This window comes from Rhodococcus sp. C26F, assembly GCF_053345925.1.
In genome coordinates this window covers 86,691-104,102 of the sequence record NZ_JBKFBA010000019.1, presented here as the reverse complement: position 1 = coordinate 104,102, position 17,412 = coordinate 86,691, and the positions used below count along the sequence as shown (strand labels likewise).

16 protein-coding genes are annotated in these 17,412 nt (G+C 62.5%); 6 read left to right on the top strand and 10 right to left on the bottom strand.

The window, feature by feature from the left end; translation table 11 throughout:
- Positions 1 to 22: 22 nt before the first annotated feature.
- Complete coding sequence (locus tag ACLBYD_RS18820) at positions 23 to 892, bottom strand: hypothetical protein (protein WP_237211556.1); 870 nt, start codon at positions 890 to 892, stop codon at positions 23 to 25.
- 86 nt (positions 893 to 978) lie between these two features.
- On the bottom strand, positions 979 to 1,587 hold the full coding sequence (locus tag ACLBYD_RS18815; protein ID WP_071936571.1) for a hypothetical protein: 609 nt from the start codon (positions 1,585 to 1,587) through the stop codon (positions 979 to 981).
- A gap of 333 nt (positions 1,588 to 1,920) precedes the next feature.
- Between ACLBYD_RS18815 and ACLBYD_RS18810 the strand changes: the two genes are divergently transcribed.
- Positions 1,921 to 2,886: a hypothetical protein gene (locus tag ACLBYD_RS18810; protein WP_237211555.1), complete on the top strand. Its 966-nt coding sequence runs from the start codon at positions 1,921 to 1,923 to the stop codon at positions 2,884 to 2,886.
- A 120-nt stretch (positions 2,887 to 3,006) separates the two neighbouring features.
- Here the strand turns inward: ACLBYD_RS18810 and ACLBYD_RS18805 are convergent, their stop codons facing one another.
- The 7 genes from ACLBYD_RS18805 to ACLBYD_RS18775 form a co-directional block, all read right to left on the bottom strand.
- Positions 3,007 to 3,792 (bottom strand): metal-dependent hydrolase, encoded by a 786-nt coding sequence (locus ACLBYD_RS18805; protein ID WP_447817598.1) that lies wholly within the window; start codon positions 3,790 to 3,792, stop codon positions 3,007 to 3,009.
- A 171-nt stretch (positions 3,793 to 3,963) separates the two neighbouring features.
- Positions 3,964 to 4,173: a hypothetical protein gene (locus ACLBYD_RS18800; protein WP_237211553.1), complete on the bottom strand. Its 210-nt coding sequence runs from the start codon at positions 4,171 to 4,173 to the stop codon at positions 3,964 to 3,966.
- A complete protein-coding gene (locus tag ACLBYD_RS18795; RefSeq protein WP_447817597.1) occupies positions 4,170 to 4,382 on the bottom strand; it encodes a hypothetical protein in 213 nt (70 codons plus the stop codon). The genes ACLBYD_RS18800 and ACLBYD_RS18795 overlap by 4 nt, the downstream gene beginning before the upstream one ends.
- A 61-nt stretch (positions 4,383 to 4,443) precedes the next feature.
- Positions 4,444 to 5,397 carry an FtsK/SpoIIIE domain-containing protein gene (locus ACLBYD_RS18790; protein ID WP_237211552.1) on the bottom strand — a complete coding sequence of 318 codons (954 nt, stop codon included), beginning with the start codon at positions 5,395 to 5,397 and terminating at the stop codon, positions 4,444 to 4,446.
- Positions 5,398 to 5,529: 132 nt separating this feature from the next.
- On the bottom strand, positions 5,530 to 8,370 hold the full coding sequence (locus ACLBYD_RS18785; protein ID WP_237211551.1) for an FtsK/SpoIIIE domain-containing protein: 2,841 nt from the start codon (positions 8,368 to 8,370) through the stop codon (positions 5,530 to 5,532).
- Between the two features lie 142 nt (positions 8,371 to 8,512).
- Entirely contained in the window at positions 8,513 to 9,022 is a 510-nt protein-coding gene (locus tag ACLBYD_RS18780) for a single-stranded DNA-binding protein (RefSeq protein WP_138846112.1), read from the bottom strand.
- Between the two features lie 68 nt (positions 9,023 to 9,090).
- Positions 9,091 to 10,758, bottom strand: a complete 1,668-nt coding sequence (locus tag ACLBYD_RS18775; protein WP_237211550.1) for a hypothetical protein — start codon at positions 10,756 to 10,758, stop codon at positions 9,091 to 9,093.
- A gap of 478 nt (positions 10,759 to 11,236) precedes the next feature.
- On the opposite strand from ACLBYD_RS18775, the gene ACLBYD_RS18770 reads away from it, so the two are divergent.
- Genes ACLBYD_RS18770 through ACLBYD_RS18760 form a run of 3 tightly spaced genes read left to right on the top strand, consistent with a single transcriptional unit; the run spans position 11,237 to position 13,718 of the window.
- Positions 11,237 to 11,836 (top strand): RusA family crossover junction endodeoxyribonuclease, encoded by a 600-nt coding sequence (locus ACLBYD_RS18770; protein WP_156666148.1) that lies wholly within the window; start codon positions 11,237 to 11,239, stop codon positions 11,834 to 11,836.
- 54 nt (positions 11,837 to 11,890) lie between these two features.
- Positions 11,891 to 13,279: a replicative DNA helicase gene (locus tag ACLBYD_RS18765; protein WP_237211549.1), complete on the top strand. Its 1,389-nt coding sequence runs from the start codon at positions 11,891 to 11,893 to the stop codon at positions 13,277 to 13,279.
- 58 nt (positions 13,280 to 13,337) lie between these two features.
- Positions 13,338 to 13,718, top strand: coding sequence for a hypothetical protein (locus tag ACLBYD_RS18760; protein ID WP_237211548.1), 381 nt, complete (start codon positions 13,338 to 13,340; stop codon positions 13,716 to 13,718).
- 103 nt (positions 13,719 to 13,821) lie between these two features.
- On the opposite strand, the gene ACLBYD_RS18755 is transcribed toward ACLBYD_RS18760, so the two are convergent.
- Positions 13,822 to 14,568: a hypothetical protein gene (locus ACLBYD_RS18755; protein WP_237211547.1), complete on the bottom strand. Its 747-nt coding sequence runs from the start codon at positions 14,566 to 14,568 to the stop codon at positions 13,822 to 13,824.
- Positions 14,569 to 15,274: 706 nt separating this feature from the next.
- Between ACLBYD_RS18755 and ACLBYD_RS18750 the strand changes: the two genes are divergently transcribed.
- Together ACLBYD_RS18750 and ACLBYD_RS18745 are read left to right on the top strand one after the other, a co-directional pair.
- Positions 15,275 to 16,015: a hypothetical protein gene (locus ACLBYD_RS18750; protein WP_447817596.1), complete on the top strand. Its 741-nt coding sequence runs from the start codon at positions 15,275 to 15,277 to the stop codon at positions 16,013 to 16,015.
- A 133-nt stretch (positions 16,016 to 16,148) separates the two neighbouring features.
- Positions 16,149 to 17,261 carry a DUF932 domain-containing protein gene (locus ACLBYD_RS18745; protein ID WP_447817595.1) on the top strand — a complete coding sequence of 371 codons (1,113 nt, stop codon included), beginning with the start codon at positions 16,149 to 16,151 and terminating at the stop codon, positions 17,259 to 17,261.
- Positions 17,262 to 17,412: the final 151 nt, after the last annotated feature.

Below are 17,412 nucleotides of genomic sequence, written 5' to 3'. Positions count from 1 at the left end.
ACCACCACGGCCGATCGGGGGACTACCCTGACGAATCCTGCTGCTCAGGTCGTTTCCTGGAAGGTCTAGGGATCTTCTTTGGCTCGTAGTGGTCGATCACGCTCCAGTACCGACCAGCAGCGTCCAGGACGGTAAACCGGTAGCTGAAGTCTGGCACTGCAGCATCCGGACTGTCCTCCATCCACCACTGCTCAAACTCCACGTACGGCTCGAGTTCATCCTTGAACTTCCATCCGCCTACAAGAATGCCGAATTGCTTCAGAACGTCACGATCGACAAGTTTCATCGCGACAAAGGTGCCATCCTCACGCTTTGTCCGGAACTCCGAGCAACGAAGGTCATACACCTTATCGGGACTGTCATTTCGAATAGTAGTCTGCCACAAGGTAATTCCATCCGAATTTGGCCACGGCCTGTAGTGGAATCGGACCAGTCGTACTTGGCGCGCTTGCTCTTCTTCGCGCCGGTCCCGTTCTTCCTGTGCAAGAGTCAACTGGGCTTGGTATGAACGCCACGCGAGTAGCACACCGAGAGCCAGAACCGCAGTTCCGCCAGCGGTCACCCACGTCGCCAAGTCCCCCAATGCTCCCTGAGGATGGACCCAGACTGCAGTAACAGAAGCAAGAGCCGTGACTGCGGATGCTGCAACAATTTTCGGGAGCGCCTGTCCTCCATCTGGCGACCAAATCTGCGCAATTCCCCAGAGGAGGACCGTGGCGATCCCGAAGACGAGCCCGGAGTGCGCTGAACCCAACCAGAAGTCCGTAGTCGGCTCGGTACCCTGTTGCGAGGCCCGAAACATTGAGTACGCAGAAACCGCGATCGCGATGAGGCCCAGGACGGCAACAACGCCCGGTCGCATGCGGTTGCTGGCTGATCGATCACTCTTCACGCGCTGACATTACGCGACAGCCCGCGTAGTGATTCGTGTACCTCGGGGCACTCCGGAGATGCCTCAACCGAGATCGGCGGCTTGCTCTACCAGAGCGTAAACGGGATCCCTGCTGCCTCCGCCGCAGCGATCCGCGCCTCGATTTGATGACGGCTCTCACCAGCGGCGAGGCCTTCCCGGACGGTGACAGCAATGGCGCGACTACGTCCTGCCGAGCCTCGTACGTCAGCGAGCGGTGATCGAGCATTGCGCCGGCGCAGTTCGTACTCTGCGCGGTTGATCGCATTCGTGCCGAGACGCATATGCGCAGGATTCACACACGCTGCGTAGTCGCACTGGTGGCAGACAGTGGCGTCATCGGTCGCCGACCATCCCAAACGGGGAATCACACCGCGGACCAGCTGGTAGGCAAACAGGTGTGCTGGAACGGTGCCCCGTCGCGACGGGCCGGGCAGACTCTCCGCGCGGAAGCTCGCATGACCGGTCGAGGAGATCGCGCCGATCCACGGCCAACAGTCGTCCGGTCCGCGTCGGTACCGCTTCTTCTCGAACCGCTCGATGATCCGCTCATCCGACAGCCACCGCTTCCAGAGATCTGCCGGCACTCGGATCGGACGAGCGTCACCGAGCAATGCAAGCTGTTCGCCTCTATCAGCGACGTCGAGGCCAGGCAGCGACAACTGCTGTGTAAGCACGACCCGGCCTCCCTTCCTGCGCAGATGGCCTGATCGTACGGCCGGCGGGGACTGGATGCACGCAATCCAGAAAGCAGCCAGCCTTGCAAACGGACTCTTCCGGGTCCAGAGTGCCTCGATTGCATAGGTGAGGTTGCCGCAGGGCGGCGATGACCTGATCCGGCCGATCGCCGAACCACTCTTCGCGGGGGCAATACGGCTGAAGATCACTGTCGAAACACCCTAGGCTCTGCGTAGTGCAGCGGCTTTGTCGCCGTCTTCGTACATGATGTGCGGGTGGAAATCAGGACAACCTGGAGAGGTACGCCACGATGGGTGCGCTGGACATCGGGCGTGCTCATCGTTGTGGGCGTGGTGGTCGGCATCGTCGGCGTCGTGATGGACTACCAAAGCGAATTCTGGGCCAACAACAGCTTCCAGCTCAATCTGACGACGGCGTTCGTCGGGTTCTGCATCGGCGTGCCCATCGCCCTCTTCCTATTGAGCGCCATCAATGGCCAGCGTGAACAGAATGTTCGAGTCGACTCTGCGAATGAGTTGACGAAGAGAGCGTGGTCTGAATTCGGCAACCTGGGGCTGCTCTATCTGGATGGTGATCGGTCGAGGAGAATCGACGCGCTCGTGAGCAATATTGCGGCGCATGCTCAGCAGATTTTGAATGAGATGATCGCGTATATCGAGAAGGTGCCGCGGCAGATAGATCCAGTTGGCCACTACCCTCAAGCTGCCATGCCCCATGAAGTGGGTACAGACCCCTCTGGGTATGAGCTGCTCAAGAAGCGCCTGTTAGCCCATGCCGAGCTACTGGACGCGGATATTAAAGCGCTGGTCCGAGAGTTGGGGCCGGAAGACGTTGCTCGGATCAAGTGGTCGAAGTTGTGTTCTGAATGGCAGTTCCTGAACCAGTTTGTTCGGCCACGACGGTATGAACTCGGTCTTGAGTGGATTACAGAGGTAACCGAGTCGACTCTGCACCACTTTGTTGTCCCCGAGAGCCAGCCGCTCAGTGGCGTGTACGTGTATTTGGTTCCCAGAGAGGTCTCGCGGGAGGTTCGACAAATGGAGAATTTGCCGAACGCACTACGAGACGCTGCGTCGGTGGATGAAGCGACAATGATGAGCGACTATGATCCTCGCAGCTATGGTGTTTTGTCTTCCGTTCCCGTGTCCTATTTCGTGCAGAGTTGGGAAAGGTGCAGGGACGTTTGCGATGAGATCCGGTTGGCAATCCGGTCGACATCCTCGTACCAGGCAGGAGTGTGGGACTTAGGAATTAAAGAAGACGATCTCCCTGGTTGATGCGCTGTCGTTGACCTCGGGTCTTCACGCCCTCTGCGGCACTCCTCTTCCGGACGAGCCTGCAAACGACGGCGGNGGCCTCCGCCTTCGACAGGCAGAGGCCGCACCAGAGAAGCCGAGTCAGGCCCAGCTCGCACCCAACGCCGCCGGGTCGACAACCACCAGATAGAGCAACACCAGGGAAGCAACAGTGAACACTCCGAGCAGCACCTGATCCGCCACACCGGATGCCTTGATCCGCAACAGCGACGGTGGCGCAACATCCCACCAGCGCTTCCCATTGATCGATACGAACGGTGCCAACAACGGCACCCCCATCTTGGTGCCCGCATCACCGAGGAGATGGGCCACCACACCGACTGTCACCGCAGCTCCTAGCGCCACTCCCGACACCGTCTCCGGCCACGCCCACCACGTAATCACCGACAACGCCGCTGCCACCCCAGTAACTGCCACCCAGTCGTTCTTCTTCACCCACTTCGGAAACAAACCCCGCAACGCCAAACCAAGCATCACAAACAGCACACCCAGTACCGCTGGCTTCGCGAACGCAGATACCAACGCCGACACCAACACCCCGGCCAGGACAGCGAACGCCAAAGTGTGGGTAGCAGTCCGGTGACCATTCGTGCGACTGTCGTCTTTCCGTGTCGACGTTGCAGCATGAATGGCCAAGGACCCTTTTTCGACTACGTGCGCCAACGCTTGGCTGGCCGGGCCGAAGCTCCGCGCAACTGTTGCTTGCGGACTGTCCAAGTCCGGCAATAATGCAGCTCCTGCAGTCACACCTGCAAAAACGAACGCCCCGGCGAGGGAGGTAGGACCGCCCCACTCTGGTGGCAGCACCGTAGCCATCACCAGCCCCGCAGCAGCCCCACTCATCGCGTGCGTCGGACCCATCACCATGTCGCGACCCTCCAATCTCCGATGGATAGATCGTAGAAAGGGGCGTTCTACCCCCGTTACTCGCCGATGACGGAAAGCCGTGTGTCGGAGCCTTAATCACGGGTCGGCATCGATGCTCGAAGCCCTCGGNCACGATGGGTCCGGACTACCGAGGGCTTCGGTTGGGTTTGGTCAGGCCGCGTCAGGGACCTGGTCGACCATGGTCTTGATGCCTTCAATGATGTTCGGGATCAGCATGATAGTGGTGTCACGTATCCCGGCGAGAACACTGCCGACGATCTCTGCCACGGCGTTGCCGCCCGACGACAGGTCGACGTTGAAGGTTCCCTTCGTGACACCTATGACGAGGAGAACCGCCAGACCCCAGCCGAGCAGTTTCACGGCGTTGTTCCTTCCGGATCGTCCGTTGCTGGGGGCAGTTCAAGGTCGAGCTGAGGAGTCGGCAGCTTGTCTGTGACGGTCTGTTCGCTGCCATCGACGAGGGAGGTGACTTTGTCGTGCATCGCTGAGAACCACGCGGACGTCAGCATCGGTTCACCGTCGCCGGCCCACGTGCCAACACCCCACAGCACACCGAGGGTGAGAAACACGACGACAATGCGTTTGATCATGAGTTGGCCCCTTATTGCGGTGCGGAGTTGAGTGATGGAGTCACAGCCGCCGCCAGCTGTGAACGGGGCGTCCGTCCGCGTTTGCGGAGTCGGTGACGGTGTAGCCGAGGGAAGGCAGGTGACTGCGGATCATCTGAGTGGCGCCCAACAGGACTCGGTCGGGTTCCCATGGACACACCATGGTGTCGTCGGGAAGGAACATCACCTGTGTCTGCTGGTAGCCGTTCTCGGGGTCGTACGCCAGGCCCCGCCCTCTGATGTCGGGACTGACGGTCTGGCGTTCGGTCTGATCCGAGTAGAAGAGCAGCCGGGAGTCCTCGATGTGGAGTCGGCCGAGTGCGAGACGGAATCCGAGAAGCTCTCGGAGCCGTGGGTACACGACCTGGGCGGCCGGGCGTTGGGTGGCGAGGATGAGATGCACGCCGGTCGTTCCCGCGGAGGCTGCGATCGTCTCGAGATAGCTGCGCAGGTCATCGAGGACATCTGCGATGCTCGGGTCGAACGCTGAATCCAGCACCGCCTCGATGGCGTCGAAGACGAACAGCACCCGCTTCGCGCCCTCACCGCTTGGACCGTGAACGGTCGCGGAGCTGTCCCCATCAGAAGAACGCAGATCACGACGCTCCGAAGCACGCGTGCAGACCTGTCGGGCGGCGTCGGCGATCTCAGCCGGGGACTGTGCGACGTGCACGTTCGGGAGCTCAGCTGACCGTCCGAATCCGGCCCCCGCCGGGTCGCAGATGTAGAGGTCGTACAGGTCCGGCAGGTACTTGGCGTAGAACAAGATGACACTCAATGCCATCGTCTTGCCCGTGCCGACGCGTCCGGCGAGCAGTCCGTGCGGTGTTTCGTTGAGGTCCCAGTCCAACCAGCCGTCAGATGTGGCCCCGATGCGGAGGACGCCCTGGCGAGCGAGGTCGATCGCGGTGTCGAACTCAGGGGTACCAGGTTCGGGGAAGGCGAGGGAGTCGGGTATGGAAAGCGCTGCGTTCACGGGTGCCTTTCGTCGAGTTCCTGAGGAACGCGGTCGGGGGAGTCGGGGATCAGGTCGGGCGGGGAAGACCGTGTGTGTTGGGTGACGGTGTGAGGTGGCCGCTGCGTGGAGTCCGGGTGGCACTGATGGGCGTCACAGGGACCATGGGTCGTTCGCTGCCGATGCGGTCGAGGGAGCAGATGTGGTGGCCGGCGCCGAGGTCGGCCAGTCGTCGAGGTTGTCGTCGTGCGCTGGCTTCACCGCAGATGCCGTGTGATGTCCCAACGCTGCGTCCGCAAGGTTCGGTTCTGTGTCTCCGGTCGGTTCTGCTTCGTCGAACGCCCACTCGTTGTCCGGCTCGAACTGTTCCGTCGCACCGGTGAGTTCGGCCCATGGCTCGATCGGTGATGCGGTGTCTTTCTCCATCGAGACAGGGGTTGCATCCTCGGACAGCTCGACCGGCGTAGGGCCCGCGGTGTCTGCCGTGTCGACGGCAGGGGTGTCGTCGTCGTTCTCAACTCGCACCCAGCGAGGTTCCTGTCCGCCGTCGTTGTTGGTGATCATCACCTGGGCGAAGCCGAGTTCGGCGAGACGGTCACGAGCCATGTCCTTGGCTCCGGTCAATGTCAGGGCCGGATCCCACGGGCACACCATGGTGTCGTCCGGAAGGAACATCACCTGTGTCTGCCGGTAGCCGTTCTTCGGGTCGTACGCCCATGCGCGTCCCTTCGGCGTTCCTGCGTCCGGGAATCGGGTGCCGTGGTCGGAGTTGAGGATCTGCTGCGATTCGTACTGGTCAAGGGGACCGACTCCGAGTCGGAACCCGAGCTGAGAGCGGAGCTGAGTCGAGATGATCTTCGCGTCGGGCTTCTGGGCCGCCGCGATGATGTTCACCTCGATCGCGCGGCCGAGCCGAGCGATCGACTCGAGATCGGCTCGGGCTTCGTCTTTGAGTTCCTCGATGTCGCTGTTGGAGCTCTTCGCGAGGAAGTCCGCGATCTCATCGAAGAACAAAATGAGCCGCTTGGGGACTGGACCGTGCTCGCGTTCGAGTTCAGGGTCGGTGGCGTAGCGGTCACGCACCCACTGCAGCTTCCGAATCTGCAGCTTGTTCAGCATCGTCTGCCGCTGATCCATCGACTGTTTGGCCAATCCGACGGCCGCGACGATCTCCGTGTCGGTCGCCGCGAAGCGAACCACCGAGGGGAACTCCGGGGTCCACGTGAAGTCGGTGCGCTTCGGGTCGCACACGATCACCTCGTACACGTCGGGCAGGACCATTGCGTAGAACAGCACGATCGACAAGGCGACCGACTTCCCCGAGCCTGTCTTTCCGCCGACTAGGCCGTGCGGAGTTTCATTGAGATCCCAGTCCAGCCACCCGCCGCCCTTCTGCGGCCCGAACCGCAGGATGCCGTTGCGTGCAAGCCGAATCGATTCGTCGAATTCAGGACTTCCAGGACTGGGGAACGCGAGCTGTTCGGGCAGTCTCGGTACAGCGGTCATCGTGACGATGCCCTCTGCAGGCTTCCACGCGTAGTGCCAGTCGTTGTGCGTTGCCAGAGAGTCCCAGTGCTCTTGGAACTCGTCGCGGGTTTCGCGCTTGTTGACATCGACGGAACCGAAGTTCACGCGCGCGACGCGGGGCAGCGCCTCCCCGGTCGCAGACAGGCCCTCTTGCCACTCGAGGATGTCGCAATCGACAGGAGTGCTGGCACGACCAAACTTCGACTCGACGACGTTGCGAAGCTTCTTCTCGACCGATTTCCTCTTGGCCCTGTCGTCGTCATGCCTGACAGATTCGATATCGAGTCGGGTCGCGCCGCCGTCGAACTGCCAATCGAACAACAAGCGAGCATCCGGCCACCGCGACTGCATGAGCGCATCGAGGCTGTCCTCAAAGCGGTCACGGAGTTTCCTCTCACCCAACGGTAGGGTGCCGAAGTCCACGCTGATCCTCGCTGGCTGATCCGACTCTTCATCGACCCAATCAATCACCTCAGCAACGACAGGGTCTTTCCCCGGTTTGGTGATGGCCGAACGCACATCGTCGGCGAACTTGCGCTCGTTGAGCTTTCGGCGTGCCGGCAACGAACCGCGGGCCTGACGAGTGATGTCGAGTAACTGACTGTTGATGTCCCACTGGTAGATCCACTCGCCAGGGCAGGAGACAAGCCGGTCGAAGCCGCGCTCGATGCTGTCCCGGAATCCTGGATCGGTCAGGTCGTGAGAGCCGGCCGCGAACTGCATCTGGGTCGGGATGGGCACAGTGTGGCCATCTGCCCGGGTTTCATCGGACCATCCGGTGATGTCGAGGGCATAGCCGTCTCCTGCTGTGCGGGGAGTGAGCCGGAACAGGGATTTGAAGGCTTCACCGATTCTGCGGGCCACCTGCTGCTGCGTCAGGCGGGGATCGTCGCTGTCAACCGCGGTGAACTCGACGGTATTGGCCTTGGGCCAGTCGAATACCCATTCCTGCTGGGCGGGCGCGGGCGCGTTCTGCTCGATAGCGCGCTCAAGGGTCGGCCGCAGCAGGTGGGCGCTCGCTGCCGGGCAGGTGGCACCGATCGTCAGCTGCGCGGACCGGAAGGCACGACCGGAGGACCACTTCACGCCGGTGACGTACTGGGAAGGGCTGACCGGGCGGCTGAGTGTGCTGGTCGGCAACACCGCGATCTTCTGCAGGTTCGCGTAGACCGCATCGAGGGTGGCGCGTCGTCGGGGCATGACAACACCTGCACGCACGAGAGTCGCCAGCAGCCATACAGCGCCGGCGAGCGCTACCCACATGCGGTGTTGTGGCAGCTGGTAGCCAACAACGACGGCGACGACCAACAACGCCCAGTTCAAAGCCGTGATCGGCACGGGACCGACGCGGGTGGAATCGGCTGTCCACGTCAGCACAGCCCAGTCTGTGAGAAGGCGCATGGCCCAGTCGCCGAGCTGTTGCTGGAGACGGCTTCTGATTGCGTTGCCGCGTCGATTGCGTGCCACCGCGATTCCCCTTTCCTGGTAGCCGTGGGGGAATGATTGCAAGTGTCGTTCTGGTGGTCGGCAGCGTCGATGACCGGTGTGCGGTGGACAGCATCAGGCCGGTCGAACGCAGACTGCGCGCGACCGGCCTGATGTCGACGGATCAGAAGGGCGGTTCGTCGTCCGCGCCGAAGGAAGGAGAGGCGTTGCCCCAGGGGTCGTCCGACGGCTCCCCACCGCTGGTGTTCTGCTGGCGGGCCGCGCCCTGGCCGCCACTTCCAGCGTTGCCGTTGCTGCTGTTGGAGCGTGCGCCGCTGCGCTGAACCTTGGCGGTGGCGTAACGGAGGCTCGGGCCGATCTCGTCGACTTCGAGTTCGACGACGGTGCGCTTCTCACCTTCTCGGGTTTCGTACGAACGCTGCTTGAGTCGTCCCTGCACGATCACCCGCGAACCCCGAGAAAGACTCTCGGCGACGTTCTCGGCTGCTTCCCGCCACAGATTGCAGCGCAGGAACAGTGCTTCACCGTCCTTCCACTCGTTGGACTGGCGGTCGAACACGCGCGGAGTCGACGCAACGGTGAAGTTCGCGACTGCAGCGCCGGCCGGGGTGAATCGGAGTTCCGGATCGGCGGTGAGGTTGCCGATCACGGTGATGACGGTATCGCCTGCCATGGCTTTTCCTTCTTTCAATGGGTGACGACGTGCTGAGGCGGTGCCGGGTGGTGCCGCCCTGTGTGCTGTCAGGCAGTCTTCGGTTGGGTGGCTTCGTACGCGGTACGGGCAGCATCGATGAACCGTTGGGGCTGGTCCTCCCAGATGGCGATGCGCTCAGCGAAGTTCTCTGCTGCGACTTGTGTGAGGTCGGCCGTGTGGCACACCTTGACCAAGAACGGAGCAACCAAATGCTCGTGACCGGCCAGTTTGCACCGGGTGAGGAGGTTGCGCCAACGCTGCATCAGCTCCGGGTCGGCGGCGGCGGAGGTGACCGTCGTGGCTGGAACCGTCTCGGAGCCCTGAGTAGCGCCGCGCGTCGGCTCCGGGGCCGCGGCGGACTCATCCCGCCGGGCCTGATGCTCAGCCTGTCGGGATGCCGATCGCGAAGCGTCGTTGACCGGGGCAGCGGTGCCGTACTGCTCGTCGAGGTACGCGCCGACGGACTGCAGAGCACCACCGAACGCGGCGGTAGCCTGCGCAACGACCGTCTTACGCCAGGTAGCGCGGGCGGTGTCGTCCGAGAGCATTGTCAGCTCGAACGGAACCAGCCGGGAAGCGATCTGGTGGATCCACTTGCCTGCTTCACCGTGAGAGCGGTCCATGCGCTTGGCCTGGCCTACGACAGCTGCCTGCACCTGGTCAGCCATGACCAGAAGCAATGTGGTCAGGTTCGTTGCTGCCGTGGTCAACGCGGACATGTCGAGCAGGTGCGGCTGGCGTTGTTCCTGTTCAGCAAGCATCTGCTCGTTGTAGATGGCGTTCTCGAGCAGGATCATCGCGCCAGCCCACGTGTTGCGCCAACCCGAGATCAGGTATGAGCCTGCATTGACCCGACCGTCGGAGTTGAACGGATCCCACGGCTTGGCTTCCATGGCGTGCGCATTGCGCAGTGGGGGACGAGCACCGGGCGCCTGTGGGGCACCATTCGGTCCGGAAGATGCCAGGATTCGTGCCGCGACCGCCTCCGCGAGCGCGTCGACGTCGACGGTGGCCGCCGACGGTGCAGGGGCGCTGGCGCGTTCGATGATCGCACCGGTGGGATTGCCTTCCGCGTCGATGGCTCTGATGAATCCAGCCGGGATCAAGTCACCCTCGTGGTTACTGCGGAACATGTTCCACTGCAACGGGTTCGTCACTGCCTCACTGGAAATGAGGTTGCTGTTCGGGTTTTCCGCTGGGCCGACGACCACGACAACGTTCGAACAATTCGACCGAGTCATGCTGGCTGACCTTTCGGTTCCCTTCCCGTCTTTCTGGGCACCACGCAGATCGTTGATCGGTGTCAGATACGACACGATCTCCTTATCGGCGTTTCGGTACTTGCGCTTGGTTTCGATAGCGACATACAGCGGGATGCGATTGCTGTGGGCATGGCGAATCGCGCGCTCGAGTTCCCCGCCAGCCTGAATCGACGCACCGAAATTCTCACGGAGACCAATCGGTTCGCCATTTTCATTCTTCGCTGACGCAGCATTGAACTTCACATACAGCGACGGAGACCGCTGCTCCTGCGACCGGGCGGCGTCGATGCTGTCGACCTCGATGGACACGAACTCGCGGATGTACACCTGCGAGTACACGGGCAGGTTTTCTACCTCGGTTCCGACCTGCACGGCGACCGGCTTCTTCGAAGGATCCTTCGTGTACGCGACATACGAAGTGTTGTGAGCCTGTCGTGTGAACTGCTCCGGCATCCTTCTCTCCCTGATCTGTTCGGCTCCGCGTCGTAGGGCGGGCTCGTGATGTGTGATGAGCAAATAGTGGCGGGACCGACTGACACGTGCGGCACCACACGGTATCGGCGCTGGTTACGGTGCACTTCCGTCCCGCGAACGGTTCGAAGTGTGGCCTCCGCCAGGCGGTGTGGACTGCACCCCCGAGCGCTACGCAACGCGCGGCAACCCCGGAACGGCGGGTTCTACATTCCGGGACATGAACGCTGATGCCTTGCTTGCTGGCGGAACCCACCGACTGTGCCCGGCCTGCCAAGGTGCGCTCATTCCGGTGACACGGCAGCGCTGTAGCCAGTGCCGTCACACCTCGGTCGCAGAGCTGCCGGCGCAGAAACCAGCGAAGGTCACGGCGCAGAGCAGCAGTGCACTGTCCGACTCAAGACTCCGGGACTCTCACCGAGGGGGACTGCTCCACGCGCCCCAGCACACGATGTGGCTGGTGGTGGGGGGAACACCCGTCACGCAGGGCTCGATGCGCGCAGTCGCGGCGGGAGTGATCAAACACGAGAACGGACCGAAACTGCGTGCGTGGCGCGACACCATCACTCGGGAAGCCCTGCGTATCGGCGGTTCGGACTGGACACCGATCGACGGACCGGTGCGGTTGCACGTCGCTTTGACCGTGCCGGCCCCGTCGCGGGTGAACATCTCGGCCGTCGAGCCGATCGAACACGGCATGGTTCCGCGATGCGCACCGATGACCACTCCCGATGTCGACAAGCTGCTGCGCGCTGTTCAGGACGCGTTATCGCCGCGGGACGACCGGAAGGCAGGAGAGACCACGAAGTTGCGCGCACGACGCTTCAAGCTGCTGACCGATGACTGCAGGATCGTCGATTCGCTAGCGGCCAAGACGTATCCGTGCCCCGGTCATACTCATCCGTGGGCGTTGCCGTGGCCAGGTGCGGTCATCCGGATCTCCTCATTGGATGTCGACACCCCACCATTTCCGAATTCGACACTGCGTCGGCCCGATGCGTTCCCCCCAGAGGTGGGGGAGCTGCGAGATGCGGTTGGCTTGCGGAGGGCCGCCGTATGAGCAGGGGACTCGACGATGCCGCGTCACGGCGGATGACCAGTGAGGGTTCAACGCGTGAGTGAATCCATCTTCGTAGCGGAACAAGTATTGCTCGGCCGTCTACTCGAAGGCGACGACGAGACGTTGTTGTCCCAGGCGACATCAGCGTTGTCGCCCGCTGCGTTCACCGACGAAGCACATCGCACGGTGTTCCAGGTGATCTGCGCGCTGTTCTCTGACGGTCGCCCAGTGGATCTGCCTACCGTCGCTGCTGCCCTCACCGAACGTGATCTGATTGCCCAGGTAGGCGGAGCGTCCAAGCTGGCAGCAATGACGAATGTGTCGTTGTCGGCGTCCGCCCGCGCACCACAGCAACATCTCGAAACCTTGGCGAATCGCGAGCACATGCGACGCCTGACCACTCAACTGGAGCAGACCCTCGACCTGCTACGAGACGGCCGGCTCGCCTCCGTCGACGAAGTCCAGGCACGGCTGGCCGATGCCTTCGACACCCCGTCCTTCCAGTCCACCACCACTCCAGACATCGGCGAGCAAGTACAGGAACTACGCGATGCGCTGCAGGTGAGACTGGAGAAGGGAGCCGACGGTCTCGACGGTGTCCCCACCGGCTGGAACGACCTCGATGGAGGCCAGGACAGCATGGCGCTGGTCAAGGGACTCAAACCTGGTCGGCTCACCATTCTTGCTGCTCGACCAGGCAGCGGAAAGACCACCGCGATCGTCGACTGGGTGAGGGCAGCCTGTTCGTCCGGCGCCGGAGTCATCTTCTTCACTCTCGAACAGACCGCGGCGGAGATCACCGAACTACTCGTCGTCGGCCAGTGCGCCAATCTGCATCGCGAAAAGCTCAAGGACCCCAGCCAACTGTCAGAGCTGTCATGGGACAAAGTCTCCGAAGCCATGGCCGAAGTGGCCTCCTGGAATCTGGTGATCGACGACACCACTCGCACCCTTCCGCGGATGCGCCGGGTGGCTGCCGCCGCGAGGAAGAAGTTCCAGGCCAATGGCGGTGATCTGCATGTCATGTTCGAGGACTTCATCCAGCTGACCGAAGCCGCCGATCCACAACAGGCCTCGCAGCCTCGTGCACAGCAGATCTCCGACATCGCCAACGGATTCAAGGCCTTATCGAAGGACATGAACATCCACGTCGTTGCGGCGGCGCAGTTCAACCGCAACTCGGCCGAGGCAGACCGGCCACCGAAAGCAAGCGAACTCAAAGGCTCCGGTGGTCTCGAGGAAGCGGCAGATCTCATCCTCGCACTCCATCGCCCTCACGCCGTCGATCCCCACGGCGCTACCGAAACTCCGGACGAGCTGACCGTTCTCGGCCTCAAAAACCGGCATGGCCGCGCCGGTTGGGCATTCCCCAGAACATTTCTCGGCGAGTTCGCACGTACCTCAGAACCCCGACCGAGACAGTTCGCCGGAGGCAACGGCTAACCACCCCGCCTCGTGAACATTTCACCGCAGCATGCACCCACCATTGGAGGAGACACGTATGTCGACCACTATCAGACCCAAAAGCACGAACGCGCAGATCATCACAGCGGCAGCAGCACTCGCAAGCGCTCTGATTCTTGGATCTGCCGCCGTCTGGTTCGTCAAATGGAACGCTGCAGTAGCTGAATCGTTCACCGACCTGTCGGGCCCCAGCGCCGTCACACAGTGGGTGTGCCTTCCGTACACCGAGTTCGTGCTCGACCAGCACCGTGCGGGCTTGACCCCGGACCAGATCACTGCAGCCCTCGAAGTGTCCGAGTACAGCCGCACGGGGCAGCTCGGGGTTACCCAGCCTCTGGCAGACATCAACGAACCACGCATCGACTCGACCGATGCCTGCGGCCTGCCCCACGAGATCATCACCGCGTCCACCCGCTAGAACCGAAACAAACGCTGGTGCCCCACCCTCAGAGCATCGGAGGTGGGGCACCAGCGTTATAGGGAGTTCGGTGAGCTGTCCGCGAAGTCATCACCGCGGGGATCTACAGCAATCCCGCCTCCTGCATACCGACGAGCTTGCCGGCCTGCGCGCGCCACACCACATCGAATTGTGCGATGGCCTGGTCATTCGGTTCACCGGCAAACGTGTAGTCGACCTGGATGGTCGTGTCCTGAGCTCGTCCCCATCCGTACATCGTGGTCATGGTGCGCTCACCGCTCACGGTGACCGCGTACACCCGGGCCTCGTCGAGACGATAGAACGCAGCGGTGACCGGCAACGACGACAAACGGAGTTGTTCCTCGGTTCCGCTATCGGACACCAGCCGTGTCGTCATGCACTCGTCGAGCCAGGTGTCGATGACCGCAGGATCTGCGTTCGACGAGTTCGACAACTGCACATTGATGACCTGGGCCGCGGCGGGAGTCACGAACCGAGCACCCGACCATTTCGTGCCGGTGACCACCATCTCCTGTACGCGGGTCTGCAGGTCACCGCCCGGAATGCACTGTCCGTTGTCGGGTGCGGACATGCCTGCCGGCGTCCCCGCTGGTGTTGGCCGTACCTCGACATCCTGCTCTTCCCACCCGATGAATGTGCGCGCCGGAATGTCGTTGATCGTCAAGATCTGCTCATCGAACGCATGCATGTCGACCTCGGTGTCGCCCCGCCCGAACTGGACCAGAGCGGTGATCGCTACGACAGTGACCACGATGGCCGCTACTGAACTCAGCGTGACCTTCCGATGCTCGCCCATCCATCGGTTCACCGCTGCGATCCGCTCGCGCATGTTCTTCCCCTCGTATGTGTCGATGCGTGGGCCTCATCGTGACAACCCCGGTTCGGGCGTTCGAGTGCTCATGAGGGACTGTTCGCCCGAACGGCGGTCGGCATGATGACTTCCCGCGTAGTGCTCTTCCAGAGAGGTGCGATTGTGAGCGAGCGACTGTCCACGCGACGCCGTCCCGGCGCTTCCGCCCCACCGAAGCAGCTGGCATCACGGGGTGATCTGCTCGCGGCTGCACGGATTGTCGATGTCAGTGTCCCCACGATGCCCGTTCTGCGTCTGATCCGATTGTCCGTCGCGCACTACAACACTCGAAATCCGGACAAGCGTGCAGCGGATTACACCTCTGACGAGAAGTTCGTGGCCCGCATCTGCGTGAACTATCTACGGCACGCCTGTAGCTCTTACGACGCGCACCGAGATTTCATCAGCGATACGGCGTCGCTAGAGGACAGAGCTGCGGTCGGAGCCGTGATCAAAGGGCGCGTACTGCGTGCAATTGCAGAGACCTACCCGATGTTGGCCGAGGAGGCGCACCGTCAGGCCTTGGATGAGGACGCTAAGCCGCCTCGGCCGGCACTGAGACGGGCTGGAAGGCGCTGACGTGAGCACCATGAGTTGGAGAACGTGGACGACCGTCACCAACCCGTTCCGTAGCAACCACCCGGTTGATCGCCGGTACGCGCAGCTGAGCCGATGGCACGATCAGGTGGACATGTACCTGTGGTCTGCAGGACTCGTGTGTGCGGCTGTCCTGTTCGTGGTGCTCGTCGGTCCGCTCGGTTCGATTCCCGCGATGATGGCGGCAGCGGCAGTGCCGGCCGGATCCGTGCTGTGTGTGCGTCGTGCATATCAGCGTCGTCTTGATGAAGCTCGCGACGCAGTGGCGGCGCTGGACGACGAGGTCGGTCCCCGCATCCTCCATCGAGGGAGAATGGTCGATGCCTCAGTGCGGGAATACGGCGATCGCGCGGCCGCTGCGCAGACCCGGATTCTCACGTCGGTCGCATACGAGCACGGCAGTCTGGGTGATCCTGACGTCATCGCCCGGCATCTCGCAGCAGCAACATGGCAGGTAATTCGGATGGCGTGCGAGCTGGACCAGATGACGAGGATCGTCAACAACATCGAAAGATCGAGTGCAGGCCAGCACGAACTAGGACAAGTGACCGCGGCGGACTTCGACGTAGCCGATCAGGCACTGTCCGAACGACTCCGAGCTCTGCAGGCCGCGTCGACTGCACTGGTGGACCTGGCTGATCAGGTTGCAGAACTCGATTGGCGGTTATTGGAACCAGCGGCACGTGAGAAATTGCTCGGCATCGCGGTAGCTATGCCTTTGCCTGCCCGCGATGACTGCATCGACGTCCTCACCGGGCAGATCGCCGCGGCGCATCAGGTCCTTGACGCGGGCGGCTTCACACCACCGGCACGACCACCTCAGGAATAGCGGCCGCTTTCACCACTGCCGAGCTGGATGCGCAGCAGGAGAGTCGGGGGAGCGATGACTGTGGGGGCCAGTGTTGAGCAACGATCACAGCGACAACTCTCCAATTTCAGCGTGATCCTGTCCGCCGCAGTCGATGCGCCGGCATGTGGGTGAGCTGCGAAAACGCAAGACGCATGGGATTGGTCGTGCCGCGCTTGCCGTGGCAGCCGGGCAATATTCGTGGCATCGGAGTTCACGAAGCCCACCCGGGCCCAACCACTTGGAGGACAACATGACTGCTTCTACTCTTCCCCGCGCTGCGCACCGACTCCCTGCACAGGCAGTGCTCGGTACGGACATCGGGTCGGCCACCAGCGCTGCCGAGGCGCTGCGCACTGCAGGACTCGATTGGGGTCTGACCGTGCACGACACCGACAACATGACCTTGCTCGGAGAATCGGGTGTGATCAGCACTTCCCTGCCGGGGATGCGCATGATCATGCGTGACGACACCTATCAGGGACTTGCCGTTGTCGGTTCGCGCTACACCCCGGTTTCCAACGCTCAGGCGTTCGCGCTCGCTGACGACGCGCGTCTGCTCGGGGCGACATTCGCGCACGCTGGTGAACTTGAGCACGGACGCAAGACCTTCCTGACGATGGACCTTCCGGAAGCTCGTGTGCGAGTCGGTGGTTCGGATCTTGTGGACTTCGGCATCGTGTTCCGGACATCGCACGACGGGTCTGGCAGCATCGTCGGTGAAGTCACCGGAAAACGTCTCGTGTGCACCAACGGTATGACGATCGGGCTCGGGAGTGCGCAGCGGTGGTCGATTCCTCACACGGCGTCGGCGCACGACCGTATGGACGCAGCAAAGGTGCTGTTGCAGGGCGCAATGCGGTACGCGAAAGAGTTCGCAGCCATCGGGGAGATGCTGATCTCTCGGTCGATGACACTCGCAGAGTTCATTGCCTACATCGACACCCTGTACCCGAAGCCGGACGAGGCGAAGAAGGCAGCGGTCACCCGTTGGGAGACTCGCCGTGCGGACCTGCTGCAACTGTTCCGCAGTGCTCCCACGCAGGAAGAGGGGCGTATGACTCACTGGGCGGCGCTGAACGCAGTCATCGAGTGGGAGGACTGGGGTCGCAGCGTGCGCACCAGCGCAGGTGAAACTGCAGATCAGGCGCGGGCCGCGCGTCAGTTCAACAACCCGGACTCGGTCGGCACGAAGCAGAACGCATTCCGCCTGCTGCAGCCTGCCTAATCTGGGACGGCCGGAACCCACCCCGTACGCGGGGTGGGTTCATGGCGTTTCCGCTCCATCTCCGGTGCGCGAGTGCAGAACTGTCCACCGAGCTCGAGATCAACCCGGTGAGATCGATCCTCGCTGCGTCCTGCCGAGGCGAACCTGACGT